This is a genomic window from Halobellus sp. GM3, assembly GCF_052545375.1.
In genome coordinates, this window is sequence record NZ_JBQWLT010000007.1 from 87,944 (window position 1) to 106,838 (window position 18,895).

General features: G+C 69.1%; 17 protein-coding genes. 5 read left to right on the forward strand and 12 right to left on the reverse strand.

Annotated features, from left to right (window positions below):
* Positions 1 to 27: 27 nt before the first annotated feature.
* The 3 genes from ACT3HL_RS12295 to ACT3HL_RS12305 form a co-directional block, all read right to left on the reverse strand.
* Positions 28 to 2,043 carry an AMP-binding protein gene (locus tag ACT3HL_RS12295; protein WP_445087130.1) on the reverse strand — a complete coding sequence of 672 codons (2,016 nt, stop codon included), beginning with the start codon at positions 2,041 to 2,043 and terminating at the stop codon, positions 28 to 30.
* 135 nt (positions 2,044 to 2,178) lie between these two features.
* Positions 2,179 to 2,514, reverse strand: coding sequence for an AzlD domain-containing protein (locus ACT3HL_RS12300; protein ID WP_445087131.1), 336 nt, complete (start codon positions 2,512 to 2,514; stop codon positions 2,179 to 2,181).
* Positions 2,514 to 3,254 (reverse strand): AzlC family ABC transporter permease, encoded by a 741-nt coding sequence (locus ACT3HL_RS12305; protein WP_445087132.1) that lies wholly within the window; start codon positions 3,252 to 3,254, stop codon positions 2,514 to 2,516. The genes ACT3HL_RS12300 and ACT3HL_RS12305 overlap by 1 nt, the downstream gene beginning before the upstream one ends.
* Positions 3,255 to 3,362: 108 nt before the next feature.
* Here ACT3HL_RS12305 and ACT3HL_RS12310 point away from each other — a divergent pair, with 108 nt between their 5' ends.
* Entirely contained in the window at positions 3,363 to 4,700 is a 1,338-nt protein-coding gene (locus ACT3HL_RS12310; protein WP_445087133.1) for an RNB domain-containing ribonuclease, read from the forward strand.
* 236 nt (positions 4,701 to 4,936) lie between these two features.
* Here the strand turns inward: ACT3HL_RS12310 and ACT3HL_RS12315 are convergent, their stop codons facing one another.
* The 3 genes from ACT3HL_RS12315 to ACT3HL_RS12325 all read right to left on the reverse strand — a co-directional run bounded on the left by ACT3HL_RS12315 (position 4,937) and on the right by ACT3HL_RS12325 (position 8,131).
* Complete coding sequence (locus ACT3HL_RS12315; RefSeq protein WP_445087134.1) at positions 4,937 to 5,170, reverse strand: DUF7385 family protein; 234 nt, start codon at positions 5,168 to 5,170, stop codon at positions 4,937 to 4,939.
* Positions 5,171 to 5,202: 32 nt separating this feature from the next.
* Positions 5,203 to 7,314 carry an ATP-binding protein gene (locus ACT3HL_RS12320; RefSeq protein ID WP_445087135.1) on the reverse strand — a complete coding sequence of 704 codons (2,112 nt, stop codon included), beginning with the start codon at positions 7,312 to 7,314 and terminating at the stop codon, positions 5,203 to 5,205.
* A 112-nt stretch (positions 7,315 to 7,426) separates the two neighbouring features.
* The gene (locus ACT3HL_RS12325; RefSeq protein WP_445087136.1) at positions 7,427 to 8,131 is read right to left on the reverse strand and encodes a rhomboid family intramembrane serine protease; all 705 of its coding nucleotides are present in this window, start codon (positions 8,129 to 8,131) and stop codon (positions 7,427 to 7,429) included.
* Positions 8,132 to 8,264: 133 nt separating this feature from the next.
* Between ACT3HL_RS12325 and ACT3HL_RS12330 the strand changes: the two genes are divergently transcribed.
* Both ACT3HL_RS12330 and ACT3HL_RS12335 read left to right on the forward strand, forming a co-directional pair.
* Positions 8,265 to 9,584: a TIGR00341 family protein gene (locus ACT3HL_RS12330; protein WP_445087137.1), complete on the forward strand. Its 1,320-nt coding sequence runs from the start codon at positions 8,265 to 8,267 to the stop codon at positions 9,582 to 9,584.
* A gap of 109 nt (positions 9,585 to 9,693) precedes the next feature.
* On the forward strand, positions 9,694 to 10,431 hold the full coding sequence (locus ACT3HL_RS12335; RefSeq protein WP_445087138.1) for an SIMPL domain-containing protein: 738 nt from the start codon (positions 9,694 to 9,696) through the stop codon (positions 10,429 to 10,431).
* A 28-nt stretch (positions 10,432 to 10,459) separates the two neighbouring features.
* Here the strand turns inward: ACT3HL_RS12335 and ACT3HL_RS12340 are convergent, their stop codons facing one another.
* Together ACT3HL_RS12340 and ACT3HL_RS12345 are read right to left on the reverse strand one after the other, a co-directional pair.
* A complete protein-coding gene (locus tag ACT3HL_RS12340) occupies positions 10,460 to 11,719 on the reverse strand; it encodes a DUF4010 domain-containing protein (protein ID WP_445087139.1) in 1,260 nt (419 codons plus the stop codon).
* A 243-nt stretch (positions 11,720 to 11,962) separates the two neighbouring features.
* The gene (locus ACT3HL_RS12345; RefSeq protein ID WP_445087140.1) at positions 11,963 to 12,937 is read right to left on the reverse strand and encodes a GTPase; all 975 of its coding nucleotides are present in this window, start codon (positions 12,935 to 12,937) and stop codon (positions 11,963 to 11,965) included.
* A 130-nt stretch (positions 12,938 to 13,067) separates the two neighbouring features.
* On the opposite strand from ACT3HL_RS12345, the gene ACT3HL_RS12350 reads away from it, so the two are divergent.
* Positions 13,068 to 13,430, forward strand: a complete 363-nt coding sequence (locus ACT3HL_RS12350; protein ID WP_445087141.1) for a DUF5518 domain-containing protein — start codon at positions 13,068 to 13,070, stop codon at positions 13,428 to 13,430.
* Positions 13,431 to 13,436: 6 nt separating this feature from the next.
* Here ACT3HL_RS12350 and ACT3HL_RS12355 read toward each other — a convergent pair whose 3' ends face one another.
* The 3 genes from ACT3HL_RS12355 to serS all read right to left on the reverse strand — a co-directional run bounded on the left by ACT3HL_RS12355 (position 13,437) and on the right by serS (position 15,983).
* The gene (locus ACT3HL_RS12355) at positions 13,437 to 14,021 is read right to left on the reverse strand and encodes a DUF367 family protein (protein WP_445087142.1); all 585 of its coding nucleotides are present in this window, start codon (positions 14,019 to 14,021) and stop codon (positions 13,437 to 13,439) included.
* 140 nt (positions 14,022 to 14,161) lie between these two features.
* Entirely contained in the window at positions 14,162 to 14,464 is a 303-nt protein-coding gene (locus ACT3HL_RS12360) for a HalOD1 output domain-containing protein (protein WP_445087143.1), read from the reverse strand.
* Positions 14,465 to 14,600: 136 nt separating this feature from the next.
* Positions 14,601 to 15,983 (reverse strand): serine--tRNA ligase, encoded by a 1,383-nt coding sequence (serS, locus tag ACT3HL_RS12365; protein WP_445087144.1) that lies wholly within the window; start codon positions 15,981 to 15,983, stop codon positions 14,601 to 14,603.
* A 151-nt stretch (positions 15,984 to 16,134) separates the two neighbouring features.
* On the opposite strand from serS, the gene uppS reads away from it, so the two are divergent.
* Positions 16,135 to 17,076 carry a polyprenyl diphosphate synthase gene (uppS, locus tag ACT3HL_RS12370; protein WP_445087145.1) on the forward strand — a complete coding sequence of 314 codons (942 nt, stop codon included), beginning with the start codon at positions 16,135 to 16,137 and terminating at the stop codon, positions 17,074 to 17,076.
* A 19-nt stretch (positions 17,077 to 17,095) separates the two neighbouring features.
* On the opposite strand, the gene ACT3HL_RS12375 is transcribed toward uppS, so the two are convergent.
* Complete coding sequence (locus ACT3HL_RS12375) at positions 17,096 to 18,829, reverse strand: excinuclease ABC subunit C (RefSeq protein ID WP_445087146.1); 1,734 nt, start codon at positions 18,827 to 18,829, stop codon at positions 17,096 to 17,098.
* Positions 18,830 to 18,895 lie beyond the last annotated feature (66 nt).

Genomic DNA, 18,895 nt, shown 5'->3' on the forward strand with positions numbered 1-18,895 from the left:
GGGAGGCTCGAACGAGCGCCGCTCCGATCACTCGTACAGCATCTCGATCTGATCGGCGTAGCGATCGAGGATGTTCCGCCGCTTCTTCTTCATCGTCGGAGTCAGCGTGTCGGTGTCCGCGGAGAACTCCTCTGTGAGCAGCCGGTACTGCTTGATCCGCTCGTAGGACTCGAACTGTTCGTTTACGGCGTCGACCTCACGGTCGACCCGCTCGCGCACCCGATCGTCGCCGCAGATCGCCCCGCGGTCGTCCGGGAGATCGATCCCCTCGGCGTCGGCCCACGCGCGAAGTCCCTCGAAGTTCGGGACGAAGAGCGCCGAGACGAACTTCCGGCCGTCGCCGACGACGACGCACTGCTCGATCACGGGGCTCGCCGCGAAGGCGTCCTCGATCGGACCGGGGGCGACGTTCTTCCCCGTCGAGAGGACGAGGAGCTGCTTCGCCCGCTCGCGGAACGCGATGTAGCCGTCCGGCCGCAGTTCGACGATGTCGCCGGTCCGGAACCAGCCGTCGTCGGTGAACGCCGCGGCGGTCTCGTCCGGTCGGTTCCAGTAGCCGGCCGAGACGTTCGACCCCCGGACGAGCAGTTCGCCGACGCCGCCCTCGGTCGCGTTCGTCCCCTCGGCCGAGCTGTCTCCGTCCGCGGCGCCCGCCACCGAGTCGTCAACTCCCCCGCTCCCGTTGTCGACGATGCCCCGATCCAGCCGAACGTCGACGCCCGGCAACGGCGGTCCGATCGTCCCGACTTTCGGCTCCTCCGGGGGGTTGACAGAGACGACCGGGGACGTCTCCGTGAGCCCGTACCCCTCGAGAATCGGCAGCCCCATCGCGTGGTACAGCCGACACAGCTCCGGCGAGAGGCTGCCGCCGCCGCTGATGAAGAAGTCCACGCGCCCGCCGAGGGCCTCGCGGACCTGTGCGAAGACGAGGCGGTCCGCGAGGCGGTGTTTCGCGGACAGCACTCGCCCCGGATCGTGGGTAGCGTGATACGCCCGCCCGACTCCGACGGCCCACTCGAAGATCCGGCGTTTCAGCGGGGACTCCGAGGCCTCCGCGCGGATCGCGTCGTAGAGCTTCTCGTAGACGCGCGGGACGCTCGTCCCGATCGTCGGCCGGACGGTCCCGAAGTCCTCCCGGAGCGTGTCGGGGTCCTCGGCGTACGCGACGGTCGCGCCGGCGGCGAAAAACAGGAAGTGACCGGCGAGCCGCTCGAAGACGTGCGCCAGCGGCAGGAACGAGAGCGCGGTCGCGCCGCTGTCGATGACCGGTACCGACTTGTCCGGGCGGGGACCGAACCGACGGTAACACGCGTTGACGTTCGACCGGAAGTTCCGGTGGGTGAGTTCGACGCCCTTCGGCTGACCGGTGGTCCCGGAGGTGTAGATCAGCGAGGCGAGGTCGCCGGGGTCGCGCGCGTCGAGCCACGACTCGTATCGCTCTTCCTCGAACGCGTCGGCGCCGCGGTCGTGTATCTCCCCGAGCGTGTAGACGTCGTCGCGGTCGCGGACCGCACCGGCCATCCCGCTGCCGTCGGGGAGCTCGTCGATCACGGCGATGAACTCGAGGTCCAGCTCCTCTTCGACGGCCAGCACCCGCGAGAGCAGCTCGGCGTTCTCGACGACGACGCCGCTCGCGCCGGGGTCCGAGAGGAGATATCGCACCTGCGACCGCGACGAGGAGGTGTAGACGGTCGTGACGACGCCGCCGGCGGCGAGGAGCGCGAAGTCGGTCTGCGCCCACTCCATCCGGGTCTGTGCGAAGATCCCGACGCGGTCGCCCGCGCCGACGCCGATATCGCGGAAGCCGGCGGCGAGCGCGCGGACGACGCCGCGCATCTCGGCGTACGTCAGGTCGGCGTATTCCCCGTCCGCAGCGGCCGCGACGACGTCCGAGGCGACCAGCGACCGGTCGTAGATACCGCCTTTGTACTGCTGGGCGACAGCGTCCGCGTTCCGCGCCGCGGTCGCCTCGAACATCCGCGACAGCGTCGTGTCGCCGAGAACCTCGCTCTCGAAGTCCGTCTCCGCGTCCCGCCACTCCATAGCGCTACCAGTCGCCGGGGTGAATTAAAGGTACACCCGTTCGCGGGAGAAACCGCTGTCCCTGAGTGCGCTCCACACCGCGGGCGCGACGCCTGTGAACGCCTCCGACTCCAGCGGGACGTCGGCATCGGGCCGTCAGGTCCCGAACCTGACCAGCCACAGCGCGGCCATCCCGGCGAGGATCGTCGCGAACATATCGTCGACGTACCACGCGACCGCGCCCGCGACGATCCCCGCGAGGAGTCGCTCGTTGCCGACGAGCGCGACCGATCCCTCGGGCGCGACGATCGCCGGAACCGCGAGCGCGGCGAAAACCGCCGGCGGGACGAACTGGAGCGCGCGCGTCGCCCGCGAGGGGACGTCGTCGACGCGGCTGAAGAGGTAGATGAACGACGCGCGGATCCCGAACGTGGCGACGCCGAGGGCGACGACCGCGCCCCAGATCGCGAGCGCCCCGTAATCGGTCGGCATCAGTGGTCACCTCCGGTATCCGGCTTTACGGAGCCTGAGAGCCGCTCGTCGGCGATCACGCCGGCGACGACGCCCGCGAGCCCACCAGCGATGAGCCCCAGATCGAGCGGCACGGCGAACACCTCGCCGGCGACCGCGACGCTTCCGCCGACGACCGCCGCGACCAGTTTCGGCCGCGACGAGACCGCGGGGACCAGAAGGCTCAAGAACACGAGCGGGACGGCGAAGGCCAGCCCCCACGACTCGGGGACGCGCGCGCCGACGACGATCCCGAGCAGGGTGCAGCACTGCCAGACGACCCACATCGTGCCGGCGACGCCGACGTAGTACCGCCGCCGCTCGACCGGATCGAGTTCGGCCGTCGCGTCGGCGTAGCGCGCGATCGAGAGCGCGTAGGCCTGGTCAGTCAGGACGTACGCGCAGAACGCCTTCCAGCGGGAGCGGAGCGAGCGGAAGTGCGGCGCGATCGACGCGGAGTACATCATCATCCGGAGGTTGATCACGATCCCCGTGAGCACGACGACGGCGAGTGGGGCGTTGCTCCCGAGGAGTTCGATGGCGGCCAGCTGTGAGGCCCCGGCGAAGACGACGACCGAGAGACCGACGGCCTGCAGCGGCGTCAGCCCCGCGTCGACGGCGGCCGCTCCCGCGACGAGACCGAACGGGGCGACCCCGAGCAGGATGGGCGCGACGTCGCGGATTCCGCGGCGTACCTCCGGGGGCACGCGAAGACGAGACACGAGGGAGATTCGACGCGGCGGGAGTAAACCGATACCGCTTTGGACCGACGAACGCGACGCGCTCCCTCGTGCGACATCACTAACTACCTCTCGCCAGTACGTCCCGGTATGACCAACGACGCGCAGTCGCAGGCCGGGACGGCCGAGGGGCAGGGCCCCGTCGAGATCTCTATCGACGTCGCCCGGCAGTTAGCCGAAAAGCGCGAGGAGCTCTTCGAGGAGTTCGGCGTCCGCGACCGGTTCCCGCCCGCGGTGATCTCGGAGGCGAAATCCCGGACGGAGGGGGTCCAAGCGGAGATCGAAGACGAACTCGACCACCGACGGGATCTCCGCGACCTGACGACGTGGACGACGGACCCGATCGACGCGCAGGACTTCGACGACGCGCTCAGCATCCGCGAGAACGAGGAAACGTACACGCTGTGGGTCCACATCGCGGACGTGTCACACTACGTCCACCCCGACTCCGAGATGTGGGCGGAGGCGGTCGAGCGCGGCAACACCGTGTACCTGCCGGGCTATACGGTCCATATGCTCCCGTCGGTCCTCGCGGAGACCGTCTGCTCTCTCGTCCCCGAGGAGGACCGGCTGGCCCATACGGTGGAAATGGAGATCAAAAAGGACACGCTCTCGTTCGAGACGGTCGACATCTACAAGTCCGTCATCCACTCCGACGAGCGGCTGACCTACACGCAGTGTGAGAACCGGCTCGAGGACCCCGAGGCGCCGCTGCACGAGGAGAACGCCCTTGTCTACGAACTCGCGGACCAACTCCACGAACAGCGCAAGGAGGACGGCTCGCTCGTGTTGAACCCGAGCCGCGATCGCGCGCACACGATCATCGAGGAGTGTATGCTGAAAGCCAACAAGGCCGTCACGCACGAGCTGATGTGGAACCGTGGTGTCGAGGCGATGTACCGCGTCCACCCGCAGCCGACACCCGATCAGTGGGACGAGGCACTGCGGGAGATCACAGAGCTCAACGGCGTGAACATCTCCGGCGCATCGTGGGACGACCCCCGGAAGGCCGTCAACGACGCCCTCGAGAACTCCGACTCCCGAGCGCTCGGCAAGATCCAGCGGGCCGTGTTGAAGGTGATGCCCCGCGCGAAGTACATGAACGACCCCTTCGGCGGCCACTACGCGCTGAACTTCGACATCTACGGGCACTTCACCTCGCCGATCCGGCGGCTGTCGGACCTGATCAACCACTGGATCGTCCACGAGAACGACGTCCCCGAAGACCTAGTGGAGCTGTGTGACCGCGCCTCCGAGCGGCAGAAGGACGGCGAGACCGCAGAGCGGCTGTACAAGCAGTTCCTCGAAGAGGTCAGCCTCGATCCGCACGCGGTCAACAACCGCGGTGTCGTCACCCTCGATGAGGACGGCGAACTCGTCAACGAGGCGGGGTTGCCGCCGGAGCGAGTCGACCTGCGAGGGGACTGACCGGTCGGGCGGACGGACGCGTCGGGAAACGCGGCCGAGCGATCCGCGCGGACCGCCGGGCGAAAAGCGCGGCACTCGACCGGTGTAGCGGGCGACCGGTGTAGCGGGCGACCGGTGAGTGGGTGACCGGCGCAGCGGGCGACCGATGAGTGGGTGACCGGCGCAGCGGGCGACCGGTGCAGCACTCGACCGGCACAGACGGGTCTCGCCGGGCGGCGCGACCCGCCGGGACCGCGTCACTGCTTGTGCGTGAAGAGCAGAACCTCGTCTTCGTGCGTCGTGACGCAGATATCGAGCAGCATACTGAGTTCTAAGCTGTTGTACTCGTCCTCGCAGATGACCAGATCGTCGAACGGGTCACCGCACGCGGGACAGGCGATACTCACGGTGTTCCGATACGTCGTCACCCCGCCCGCCGACTCGTGCGGCGTCAACGACGAGGTGAGTTCGTCGTACTCGCTGTCCTCCATCGTGCGGACGAAGGAAGTGATCCATCATAATTCTACTCCTCGTCGGCGAGTCGGAGTTCGACGACGAACACCGCGCCCTCGACGTCGCCGCCGGCCGCCCGATCGGCAGCGTCGCGTTGGGGCGGTCTGTCCTCGACCCAGACGTCGCCGCCGTAGGAGTCGACGAGCGTCTGCACGAGGTACAGCCCGAGTCCCGTTCCGCTGCTTTCGAGCCCCTTTTCGCCCTTTCCGAAGATCTCTTCTTTCCGGTCGTCCGGCACGCCCGGCCCGTTGTCGGCGACGCGGACCCGGACGGTCCCGCGCGTCTCGTCGGCCGTCGCCGAAACGGTCACCTCGGGGACGTCCTTGTCGTTGTGGCGGACGGCGTTCGTCAGGAGGTTTCGGAACACCGATCCGAGGATCTCGTCGGCGAGGACCCGCACTGTGGGGATCGAGCCGTCGACGGTGACGACGGCACTGGGCGCCTCCGAGTCGACGCTCTCGAGCTCGCTCTCGAGCGTTTCGCGGAGGCCGACCGGCTGGCGCTCGCGCTCGACGGTGAGCATCACCTTCGCCATGTCCCGGGCCGTCTTCGTGAGTTCGACCGCGTGGTCTGCGCTGTCTCTGACAGTCCGGAGGTACGTCTGCGCCTCGTCGATGGCGTCCGCCCCCGAGTCCGTCTCAGGGGAGTCACACTCCTCGGCTATGGCTTCGAGACGCTCCGCGAGGAGGTCGGCGTAGGCGGTCACCAGCTGCAGGTCGTTGCGGATGTCGTGGCGGACCACCTGATGCAGCGTATCGAGGTTGTCGCGCTGTTCTCTCAACCGCGCTTCGTACCGGTTCCGGTCGGTGATGTCGATGTAGACGCCGAACTGGTGGGTGGTGTCCCCGTCGTGCTCGACCGGCGCCGACCGAAAGAGGAACTCGCGGACGCCGTCGGCCGCCCGCCGACGCACCTGTGCCGTGACCTGTTCGCCCGCCGCGGCCCGCGCGTCTATCTCTTCGGCCTCGGCCGCGGCCTGTTCGTCCTCCGGCAGCAGGAGGTCGTTGAGATCCTCGCCGACCACCGCGTCGACGTCGTAGCCGAAGGTCGTCTCGAACGCCGCGTTGGCGTCGCGCAGGACCGGGTCGCCGTCGGTGAGCCCGACGGCGACGACCGGCTCCGGGATACCGTCGAAGAGTGCCTCGAACCGGTCGCGCTCGCGTCTGAGCTCCGCTTCGCGCCGCTGCCGCTCGGCTCGGGACCGCTCGAGCGTCCGGCTCAGGCGGTTGAATCCGTCCTCGACCTGCCGCCACTCCTCGGTGTCGTCGAGGCGGAGTTCCGCGCCGTACTGCTCGTCTTCGAGCGCCCGGAAGCCGCGCAGCAGGCGACCGATCTGCGTGACGCTCCGCCGGTAGATCCACCAGCCGAAGCCGAAGAGCCCGGCGAGCACGGCCGCGATCGATCCGGCCTGCGCGACCGTGACGGTCTGGACCGTCGACGAGACGGAGTCGGAACTCTGTCGCACGCTGACCGTCCAGCCGGTCCCCTCGACGGAGACGTTCCGGACGAACGCTGGCTCGACGGCGGGCCCAGTCGCGTAGATCGGCGTGCGGTCCTGCGCGTAGAGCGTCAGCCGTTGGTCGCCTTCGACGGTGGTCGCGAACCGCTCGAAGAACTCGCCCTCCGAGAGGTGGAAGGCGGCGTTCAGCGTCCCGACGACGCGGCCGTCGCGGTAGATCGGGGCGCTGATCGTGATGATGTGATTACCCGACTCGGCCTCGACCGGCTCGCTGACGTACGTCGTGCCGTTCACCGCCCGCTGGAAGTACGTCCGGTCTCCGAAGTCCGAGCCGATCAGTTCCGCCCGCCGCTCGGCGGAGACGTCCGAGACGATGTTCGTCATCGTCCCGTTCGCGGCGATCACCGAGACGCCGGCGAACTCGGTCCGCTCGAGGAACGCCTCTAACGCCCGCCGCTGCGCGCTGCTCCCGTGCGCGGCGACGTCCGGATTCACCGCCGCGACTGACACCGTCCGCTCGAGCGAATCGAGCTGACTGGCCAGCTCCGAGCCGACGTGTTCGGCCGTGTGGTCGACCCGCTCCTGTTCGTTGGCGTAGAGCGTGCCTTTGTACTCCTGAAACCCGACGAAGACGGCCGCAGAGAGCACGAGACCGGCGACCAAGAGAGAAACGAGAAAGACACGCTTGACTTTAACTGTGCTCTTTTTCGGATGCGCGACAGTCAATCTACTGGTTGACTGTTCGACGTGTTCTCGAAAGACCCGCGCCGTCTCCCTACTCGCGGCGTCCCGCGTTCGAGCGGGGCGCGCGGTCGAGGCTGCAGTGCTCGCCGCCGCGCAGCCCCGTCGCGACGCCGACGAGCAGGCCCACCGCGTGGCCGACGTTCACGGTCGCCGGCGACGTGAACGACAGGGCGATGAGGGCTTCGCCGGCGACCAGCGCGACCGCACAGACGCCGAAGAGGACCGCGAGCAGTTCCGCGTCGGTCGCGCGGCCGTGTGTCGGGAGGTGAACGACGGCGAACCCGCCCGCGGCGAAGACCACACCGCTGATCCCGTACACGGCGACGTGGGGATCGGAGTCGAACGCGGCGCTCCACCACGCGAGCGCCGCGATCGACCCGGCCGCGGCGAGCGCGGCCATCACCGCGAACCGGCGGGCCGAGAGGTGTGATTCGGCTATTCGACCGAAGGCAACGAGCGTGAGGACGTTGGGGACGACGTGCTCGAGGCCGCCGTGCAGCAGCGGCGAGAGCGGCCACGCGAGCCACGGCGCGCGGAGGTACACGTAGTTCGTCGTCACGAACACCGACGACGTCCCCCACACGACCGTTTGAACGGCTTGGACCGCGTACACCGCACACACCGCGATCGAGAGGAAGTCCGTGATCGGAGCCGGCAGCGACCGGAGCTGGTCGAGGACCGCTCTCGGACCGTTCTCGAACGGCGTCAGCAGATTCGCCACCGAGACGCGCCGCATCGGTAGTTTTTCGCGTCGGGGTGGTATCAGGGTTTGGGCGCCCCCGAAACCGCGCCGGAGGGGCCCACCGACAGTCGGCGCCGCCCGGCTCGCGACCCGTCGGATTCTTGTCGGGCGGGCGTGAGAACCCGGTGTGCGACTCGTACAGGTGATGGTCCCGACCGGAAAGCGCGAGGCCGTTCTCGACGCCCTCGACGACGAGGGCGTCGGGTACGCCGTCTCAGACGAGACCAGCAGCCGGGAGTACACCGCGGTCGTGACGTTCCCGCTCCCGACGGCGGCGGTCGAGCCGGTCTTGGACCGCCTCCGCGGCGTCGGCATCGAACGGAACGCGTACACCGTCGTCGTACAGGCAGAGACCGTCGTCTCCGAGAAGTTCGAGGCGCTCGAAGAGCGCTACGAATCGGACGAGGGGGAGAACAACAACGGCAACCGCATCGCCCGCGAGGAGCTCATCGCCCGCGCGGAGGATATGTCGCCGACAGTCCGACCGTACGTGCTGATGACGGCGGTCAGCGCCGTCGTCGCGACTGCCGGGCTGCTCTTGGACTCGCCCGCGGTCGTCGTCGGGTCGATGGTCATCGCGCCGCTCATCGGGCCGGCGATGGCCGCGAGCGTCGGAACCGTCATCGACGACGACGAACTCGCGGTCCGAGGGCTCAAACTCCAAGCGCTGGGCGGCCTGCTGGCGATCGCCGCGGCCGCGGTCTTCGCGTTCTCGGTCCGGGCGACCAACATCGTCCCGCTGACCGCCGACGAGGTATTCGCGATCGGCGAGGTGCGAGAGCGGCTCGCCCCTGACGTCCTGTCGCTCGTTATCGCTCTCGGCGCGGGCGCGGCGGGGGCCGTCTCGCTGGCCTCGGGCGTCTCCTCCGCGCTCGTCGGCGTGATGATCGCCGCGGCGCTCGTCCCGCCGACGGCGGTCGTCGGTATCGGGATCGCGTGGGGCGAACCCCAGACGGTCGTCGGGTCGGCGGTGCTCGTCCTCGTGAACATCCTCGCGATCAACCTCGTCGCGCTCGTCGTTCTCTGGCGGATGGGCTACCGCCCGAAGCTGTGGTTCCGCGAGGAGGAGGCGCGGTCGGTGACGGTACAGCGGATCGCCGTCCTCTCGGTGATACTCCTGCTTCTCACCGGGATGCTCGGGGCGTTCACGTACAGTTCGTACCGGACCGCCGACTTCGAGCGGGACGCGACCGCGGCGATCGAGGCCGAACTCCCGCCGGACGTGACGCTTCTGGATATCGACGTGACCTATCAGGGGTTCCCGATGCAGACGCCGCGGACGGTCGTCGTCACCGTCGGCTACCCGCCGACCTCGTCGCCGCCGCGCGTCGCCACCCCGATACGCGACCGCGTCTCGGCGCTCTCGCCCGACCCCATCGGCCCGTTCGGATCGGGGGACGTCCGCGTCGAGATCCGGTACATCGGCGTCGATCGGGCGGCGACTTAATCGGTCCTGATTGGATGGCAACGTAGTCGGTGCCGAGCGATCGAGCGAGGCTCAAAGAACCCCTTTCGTCAAGCGCGCGTTCAATAGCTCACCCGACGAAGGGAGATGTATGGTCCGTCGATTCACTATCGGAACGGTCGCCGTCGCGGCGCTCGTGCTGCTCGCGGGATGCAGCGCCCCCCTCCAGACGACGAACGGTAGCGACTCCCTCACAGACGCCGAGCGGACGATCTCGACGAGCGGGACCGGCGAGGTCTCGACCGACGCCGACCGGGCCGTCGTCGACGTCGCCGTCACGGCTCGCGCAGATGGCGCCGAAGCGGCCCGCGAGGCCGTCGCCGCCGACGCGACGCGGATGCGGGAGGCGCTCCGCGAGGCCGGCGTCAACGACGAGTCGGTGACGACGTCCTCCTACCGCGTGAGACCGATCACGAACGTCGACCGCGAGGCCGGCGAGCGCGAGATCGTCGGCTACGAGGCAGTCCACGCCTACCGGATCGAGACCACGCCAGACGCCGCCGGAACCGTCGTCGACACCGCCATCGGCAACGGCGCCAGCGAGGTCCACGGCGTGACGTTCACGCTGAGCGACGACACCCGGGCAGAACTCCGCGAGCGGGCGCTCGATCGCGCGATGAACGCCGCGCGGAGCGACGCCGACGCGATCGCGTCCTCGGCCGGGCTGACCGTGACCGGCGTCCAATCAGCGTCGACGAGCGGCGGGAACGCGCCCGTATACGAGATGCGGGAGACCGCCGCCGACAGCGGCGGCGTGCCCACCGAGTTCGACGCCGGATCGGTGACCGTCACCGCGAACGTCGACGTGACGTACACCGCCGCAGAGTAGGCCTCCGCTCGCCGACTCGACGCCCGTATCACACGGTGAGCGCGAGTACCGCCACGCCGCTCAGCACGACGACGCCGAGGACGAGCGCGACGAGCCGGCCGAGGCGGTAGGTGCCGAGGAACATCGCCAGCGCGGCCTTGACGAGGGTGTTCGCGATGGCCGCGATGACGATTCCCGTCGTCGCGACCGACGGCGAGACGGTCCCCTCGGCGGCGAGCCTGCTCAGCGTGATCGTCATCGCGTCGACGTCTGCGAGCCCCGAGACGAACGCGGTGGCGTACACGCCAGAGGTGCCGAACCACTGGTTCGCGTACTCCGAGACGAGGAGGACGACCGCGAAGACCGCGCCGAAGGCGAGCGCCGGGCGCAGCCGAAACGGGTTCTTCAGCTCGTCGGCCTCGACCGTCTCCCCGGCGGCCGTTCGCCAGTAGAGGAGCGCCGCCGCGACGGTCCCGACCGCGGTCATCACCCCGAGCGGCAGCGCGACGCGCGGGAGCAAAGCGGGGTTGACGACCGAGACCTCCACGAGCGCCCGCGGGAACATCACGATCGACGCGGTGACGACGGCGAACGCGCAGATGCGATACAGCGTCTCGTTCTGCGCGGTCTTGCCGGCCATCGACACCGTCGTCGCGGTCGAAGAGACGAAGCCGCCGACAATCCCAGTGAGCGCGATACCGCGTTCGGGGCCGAGGACGCGTCCGAGCAGGTACGCGACGAAGCCGAGACCGGTGACGAAGACGACCATCAGCCAGACGAACCGGGGGTTAAGGCCGTAGATGGCGTCTACCGGCCGGTTCGGAAGCGACGGCAGCACGACGAGCACGATCAGGATGAACTTCGCCGACGCTCGCTGCTCGCTTTCTTCGATCCGGTCGGCAAACTCGTGGATCGGATCCTTCACCGAGAGAAGCACCGTGATCGCACCGCCGACGACGACGGCGATCGTCGCGCCGCGGTCGGAGTGCATCACCATCGCCCCCAGAAGCGTCGTGAGCAGCGCCGCGGCGAGCGTCGTCAGTCCGAGATCCCGTTCGTACCAGACCTTGCCGGCGTACGCGACCGTCAGTGGAAGGACGAGCACCGCGAACGCGAGGGGAAACGCGTCGCGGAAAAACGCGAAGACGAGCGCGCCGTAGAGCGCGAACAGCGGGAACGTTCGGCTCCCGGCGAAGCTCCCGCCGGATTCGCTCCGCTCGCGTTCGAGGCCGATGAGCGCCCCTAGCCCGAACGCCACGAGGAGCCGCAAGACGAGTTCGGAGAGTGGGGTGACGGAAGGATCGATCATCGGTCACTGGGAAGCATTATCGTAGCGCGTGTACGTATTCTATTACGCCCGTTTCTCGGTCACACACAACGTCCGTTTCTCCGTCAAACAGCGCGTGTGATCAGACGAGGAATAGTTGTAAAGGCACCTACATCAACGTTCGGTGATCGGCGAGAGGCCGACCGGCTTCGAGCCGTGCGGAACAGTCCGCGAACCGGACGCCGACCGTCAAACTGCCAAAATCGGCTGCGGACCGCGTCCCGATCACTCCCGCCGCGACGGCGGAATATCCGGCACCCAGCCGACCGCCTCGACGGCGGCGTCGAGGACGGCGTCGACGCCCTCGCCCGTCTCGACGCTCATGTGCAGGTCGGCCTCCACGTCCCGCGACCGGTCGCTTTTGTTGTTCACCGTGAGCACGGGCACGTCGCGCTCGCGGAAGCGGTCGGCGACTGAGTCGCGCAGTTCCAGTTGGGCCTCGAGCGGGTAGCCGCACGCCTCGCTGGCGTCGAGGACGAACACGACCGCGTCCGCGAGGTGCTCGATCGCGCTGACGGCCTGCCGCTCGATGTCGTTTCGATCCGCCTCGGGGCGGTCGAGCAGCCCCGGCGTGTCGATGATCTGATACCGGATTCGGTCGCGATCGAAGTGGCCGACGTAGACCTCCTTCGTCGTGAACGGGTAGCGGGCGATCTCGTTGTGCGCGCGGGTGACGCCGTTGACGAACGACGACTTGCCGACGTTGGGGTAGCCGGCGACGACGATCGCGGGCTCGTCCGGGCGGATGTCGGGGAGGGTCTTCAGCGCGTCGCGGGCCTCGCCGATCCGGACAAGGTCATCGGCGACCTCCTCGACGACGGAGGCCATCCGGGCGAACGCCTGTTTCCGGTGCTTGCGCGCCGTGTCGGGGTCTGTCTTTCGGAGCTTCGGCTGGTACTCCCGGCGGAGTTCGGCGACCTGTCGGCTCGCCCACGTCACCTCCGAGAGGCTCTGTCTGAGTTCGTCGACGTCGACGATCGCGTCGGCGAGCTCGTAGTAGAACGGATCGACCGCGCCGAAGTCGGGCCACTGCGTGACGACGTTCTCTAAGTTGTCCGAGAGGATCGACGAGGCGGTCTGCAGCATCGACTGCTGGGCCTCCAGCCCGGACTTCGCGCGTCCCGCGCGAGCCGCCCGCGAGAACGCCTTATCGAGAAGTTCCTCCGACCGCGGCGTCGTCGGGAGGGATTCGAAAATCATATTAGCTCGTCTACTCGGCCGAACCGTAAAAGCGCGTCCGTTCGGCCGCGTCTCGCCGCGTCTCGTCACACCGAGTGGCGTTCGGGACGCCCCCACTGACGTTTTGTCGCTCGCCGGCGTACCGAGCGGTATGCACACGAACTGGCGTGCGGTCGGCATCGGCTTCGTCGTGATGCTCGTCGTCGGTGCGATCGGCCTCACGCTTCCGATCGTCGGGCAGGTCGGCGCGGGCCTCATCGGCGGGTTCGTCGCGGGCTACCTCGCCGGCGGCGTCGGAAACGGCGCGTGGAACGGGCTGATTGCGGGATCGATCTCCGGGATCGTCCTCTCGATACTCGCCGCGGCGTTCGGCGCGTTGGTCGGCCTCGCAGCCGGTCCCCTGGGCAGCGTTCTCGGGGGCGTAGGCGTCTTTCTCGCCGGAGTCATCCTCACGTTGCTGTTCGCGATCGACAGCGCCATCGGTGGCGCGGTCGGCGGCCTGCTCAATAGGTAGCGCCGCTCACTCGCGTTCGGCCCTATCGAGGTATTCCTGCTGGACGGAAACGACTTCCGAGGAGTCCGCGCAGTCGGCGTACCGCCGGAGCGGTTCCTCGTTCAGTTCCAGGAAGGTGTGCCCCCACGTGAACTTCGAGAGCAACCCCTCGGCGCGGTCGCGCCGGCCGAAGATGGCGAGCGCGGCCGCGAGCGCCTCGACCGTCGTCAGCTGCATCGGGCGGCCGAAGTTGACCGGGTTCGCCGCCACGAGGTAGGGGAGCGCGCGGTGTTCACCCGGGAGGGAAAAGCGCGCTCGGCCCGCGGACTCCCACGAGCAATCGAGCGCCACCAGCGGGCCCACCGCGGCGTCAGCGGGGGAGAGCGCCCGGTCGGCGTGCGGATTGAGGACGACGCCGTACGGCGCGGCCCGATCCGAGCGGTGGAGGTCGACGAGACCGAACCGCGCCAGTTTCCGCGCCGTACACTTGTCGGGGTCGTCGTCGCCCTCGTAGCGGACGTGGAGGTCGCCGTCGTAGCCGGTGCTCGCGGGGGCGGCGGCGTCCCCTCCTGAGTGGACACGCTCGACGGCGTCGTCGGGGTCGAGGGTCACAGCCGGTTCGAGGGGGGCCGGAGAGAAAAGCCGTTCGTCGTGTCCGGAGCGGAACGCCGGTCGTCGTGTCCGGAGAGAAAAGCCGGTCGTCGTATCGAAGGGACCCGGTTACGACGGGGAGGTGCCGGTCCCGTCGCGTGCTAGCACACGGCGTCCCCGGGTCGCCCCCGCAGCTCGACGGTCCCGTCGGCCGACACGCGGACGGCCTGTCCCGCGACGGAGAAGACGACGCTGGCGTCGTCGCCGTCCGCCGAGGTCAGAAACTGCTCGGCCAGTTCCGCGTCGACGCTCTCGTACAGCGGCGGCTCCCCGGGGGCGCCGTTCTCAGAGAGCACGGCTACGATCGTCGCGTCGAGTTCCGCCGGCCCACCGAAATCGTGTCGGGCGACGGTCGACCAGCCGGTCGTCCCGATTCGCCCACTGGTTCCAGTTCGTTCGGTCACGGCGCTCGGTAGGGCGGCGGACCCTATGAAACGGATAATTGCTGCATCGGGATTGCACCGAATTCAGCCGAATATGGCGGCTTAATCGACGGTTACCGTTGGGGATGGATACGCCTGAAGCGGCGGATTCAGGGACTCACTCGCGCGTTCCGGCCCCGACGGCGGACTCGCCGACCGGGTCGTGTCCCTCGATGAGCTCGGTGCCGCCTAGGTACGGGCGGAGCGCCTCGGGGACGGTTACCGTGCCGTCGTCGTTCTGGTAGTACTCGAGTATCGCGACCATCACGCGCGGGATGGCGAGGCCCGAACCGTTCAGGGTGTGGAGATACTCCGCGGACTCGTGCCGCTCGGGGCGGTAGCGCAGGCCGGCGCGGCGCGCCTGAAACGCGCCGAAGTTCGAGACCGAGGAGACTTCCAGCCACCGACCGCCCTCCTCGGGGCCCTCGTCCATCTCGTCGCCGGGTGCCCACACCTCGAGATCGTACTTCTTCCGCTGGGTGAAGCCGAGGTCGCCCGTGCACATCTCCAGAATCCGGTACGGGAGTTCGAGGCGGCGGAGGACCTCCTCGGCCTCGTCGACGAGGCCGGCGAAGCGGTCGTCGCTCTCCTCGGGGCGGACGAAGTTCACCATCTCGACTTTATTGAACTGGTGGACGCGGACGATACCGCGGGTCTCGGTGCCGTGTTCGCCCGCCTCGCGCCGGAAGTTCGGCGTGTACGCCTGCAGTTTCAGCGGGAGGTCGTCGTCGAGCAGGATCTCGTCGCGGTACATATTCGTCACCGGGACCTCCGCGGTCGGACAGAGCCACAGGTCGTCGTCGTCCCACGGTTCGTCGTTGGCGCCGCCGATGCGGTAGGCGTCCTCGGTGAACTTGGGGAACTGCCCGGTCCCGACCATCGACCGGGAGTTGACCGGGATCGGCGGGAAGACGTCGACGTAGCCCTGTTCGCGGTGCACGTCGAGCATGAACTGCACGAGCGCGTGCTCGAGGCGCGCGCCGTCGCCCTTCGTGAAGTAGAAGCCGCCGCCGGTCACCTTCGCGCCGCGGGCGAAGTCAAGAATCTCCAGTTCCTCGCCGAGGTCGTAATGGGGGACGACCTCCTCGGGGAGGTCGCGCAGGTCGTCGAAGCCCTCCCGGCGGCGCTCGACGTTCTCGGACTCGTCCGCGCCGACCGGGACGTCGTCGTCGGGGATCTGCGGGATCTCGAGCAGCGCCGCCTCCAGTTCCGCCTCCAGCTCGTCGGCGCGCTCTTCGACGCCGTCGAGTTCGGCCTTCAGTCCCTGCGAGCGCTCGATGGCCTCTTGGGCGGCTTCGTCGTCGCCGTCGGCCTTCAGGTCGCCGATCTTCGAGGAGATCTGGTTGCGCTCGTGCCGGAGATCGTCGCCGCGTTGTTTGAGTTCGCGCCACTCCTCGTCGACGGCGAGGACGCGGTCGAGGTCGACGTCCGTTACGCCCTTTTGTTCCAGCGCCGCGCGAACGGTCTCGGGGTTCTCGCGGAGGAACTGCCTACCGATCATACCCGTCGGTTCTGCGGGATGCGGCAAAACCGTGTCGCATCCGCGAGGACGGCGGCGAGCGCGTCGAAGACAGCCGACTGCGTCGACCGCTCGGCTGCGGTCACAGGTTACAACGAAAAGACACATACCCGAGGACGGAGTGAGGAAACGTATGTCGAACCCGCTCCGTCGACGCTTCACCGACGCGTACGAGCGGATGCTCCGCCGACAGCTCGACGTCACGCCGACGCACGTCGCGATCATCCAGGACGGCAATCGGCGCTACGCGCGAGCGCACGGCGACGACGCCCCGGACGGTCACCGCGAGGGCGCGAAGACGACAGAGCGCGTCCTCGAGTGGTGTGACGAACTCGGCATCGAGGAGCTGACGCTGTACGCCTTCTCGACGGAGAACTTCGAGCGCCCGAGCGAGGAGCTCGACCCGCTCTTCGACCTCATCGAGTCGAAGCTCTATGAGTTCGCCGACGCCGACCGCGTCCACGAGAACGGCGTCCGGATCGGGGCCATCGGCGACGTGGACCGCCTCCCGGGGCGGGTTCGGGAGGCCGTCGCCTACGCCGAGTCGCGGACCGCCGGCTACGACACGCTGCGGCTCAACATCGCGCTCGCCTACGGCGGCCGCTCGGAGCTCCTCGGGGCGGCGCGCGAGATCGCGAGAGACGTCGAATCGGGCGAGATCGCGGCCGCGGACGTCGACGTCGACGCCGTCGAGTCGCGGCTCGCGCGGCACACGACGCGCGACGTCGATCTCATCATCCGGACCGGCGGCGACGAGCGGACCTCGAATTTCCTGCCGTGGCACGCCAACGGCAACGAGGCGGCCGTCTACTTCTGTGCGCCCTACTGGCCGGAGTTCTCGAAGGCGGACTTCCTCCGCGGGCTCCGGACCTACGAGTCGCGGGAGCGGTCTTGGCGGCAGTCCCGCACCGAGCGCGCCGTCGCCCTGCTCCGGGCCGTCGCCCGGACGGAGCTCGCCGACGCGAGGACGGTCGCGGGGCGGCTCCGACGGCAGCTCCCCTCTGCGGGCGCCCGCGAGGTGTCCGCCGAACTGGAGCGCCAGCGCGGGTCGGAGACGGTCGAGCGCGCCGACTGAGCCCGAGGGGTCGGACTCATCAGAGCCGATCTCGGATCGATCGCGCGGTCTTCTCGCCGACGCCGGGGACGTCGATCAGATCCTCGATCGAGGCCGCGCGGACGTTCTCGACGCTCCCGAACCGCCGGAGAAGCGCCCGACGGGTCCGTCCGCCGACGCCGGGGACGTCCTCTAGAACCGTTCGAACGTCGTCGCGGAGCGTCTGGTGGTACTGGACGGCGAAGCGGTGCGCCTCGTCGCGGACGCGCTGGAGGACGTGCAGCGCCGGGTCGCCGTCGTCCCAGTCGAAGATGCCGCGTTCGGTGATCACCAGCTCCCGCTCTTTCGCCAGCGCGACGGCGGGGACGTCCCACCCCGTCTCCGCGAGCGCGTCCCGGGCCGCGCCGAGTTGCCCCTCGCCGCCGTCGATCAAGAGGAGGTCCGGGTCGAGCCGGTCGTCGCGCCCCTCGACGGCGCGCGCTGCACGCCAGCGGACGAGTTCGCGCATCCGGGCGTAGTCGTCGTTGCCGTCGGCGAGGCGCTTCCGCCGGTAGGCGGACTTCTCGGCCGCCCCGTCGACGAAGCAGACGTCGCTGCCGACGACCGAACTGCCGCCGGCGTGGCTCACGTCGAACCCCTCGATGCGCGAGACCGAGGCGAGCCCGAGCGCGTCCGCGAGCGCGCCGAGCCCGTCGTCGCGATCCGGGCCGCTCCGGGCGTTCTTCAGCGCGAGGTCGACGAGCTTCGCCTCCCGGCCGGCGCCCGGAACGCGGACGTCGACGCCCTCCGCGTTCAGCCACGCCGTCACGTCGCGGTCGTCGGGGCGCTCAGAGCACAGCACCGCGTCCGGGAGTTCCCGCTCCGCGTAGTACTGCGTGAGAAACGCCGTGAGGACGGCGGCCGAGCGCTCGCCGCCGTCGGGCGCGTCCAGCCGATGCCGCGAGCGGTCGACGAGTTGGCCGCGCTCGCTGTGGAGGCGCGCCACCGTCGCGGTGTCGCCCGCGACGGCGACGCCGAGGACGTCCACCGCGTCCTCGTCGGTTCGCGCGGAGACGGCCTCCCCGCCGTCGCCGTGGAACGACTCGACGGCGTCGAGGCGGTCCCGGAGGTTCGCGGCGCGCTCGAACTGCTCTGCCTCCGCGGCCGCGTCCATCTCCCGGCGGAGCGGGTCGGCCAAGACGCCGGTCTCGCCCTCGAAGAACCGGGCGACGGATTCGACATCGCCGCGGTACCGCTCGGCGTCGATCTCGCCGGTGCAGGGCGCGGTGCACAGCCCCATCTCGTAGTCCAAGCAGGGTCGGTCACGGTTCGCGTACTTGTGGTCCGAACAGCCCCGGAGCCCGTACGTCTCCCGGAGCGCCTTCACGACCGTCTCGACGCGGCCCTTGTCGGTGAACGGCCCGAAGACCGTCGCGCCGGGGTCGGGGTCGCGCGTGATCTCGATCCGGGGGATCCGGTGCTCGGTGAGTTGGACCAGCGGATACGACTTGTCGTCCTTCAGTCGGACGTTGTAGCGCGGCTGGTGCCGCTTGATTAGGTTCGCCTCGAGCAGCAGCGCCTGCGTCTCGGTGTCGGTCACGGCGACGTCGATCGACGCCGCGCGCTCGACCATCTGGCGGATGCGCTCGCCGCGGGGGTCCGCGTACGATCTGACCCGGTCTCGGACGTCGACGGCCTTGCCGACGTAGAGGACGTCGTCGCCCTCGAGGAACCGATAGACGCCGGGGTCCGTGGGTAACTCCGCGGCGCGGTCGCGAAGTTCGCTGCGCTCCATTACCGCGACGTAGCGGGCCGACGGGCTTGAGCGTGACGCGACGCGAACGCCCGGCGGCGACCGCTC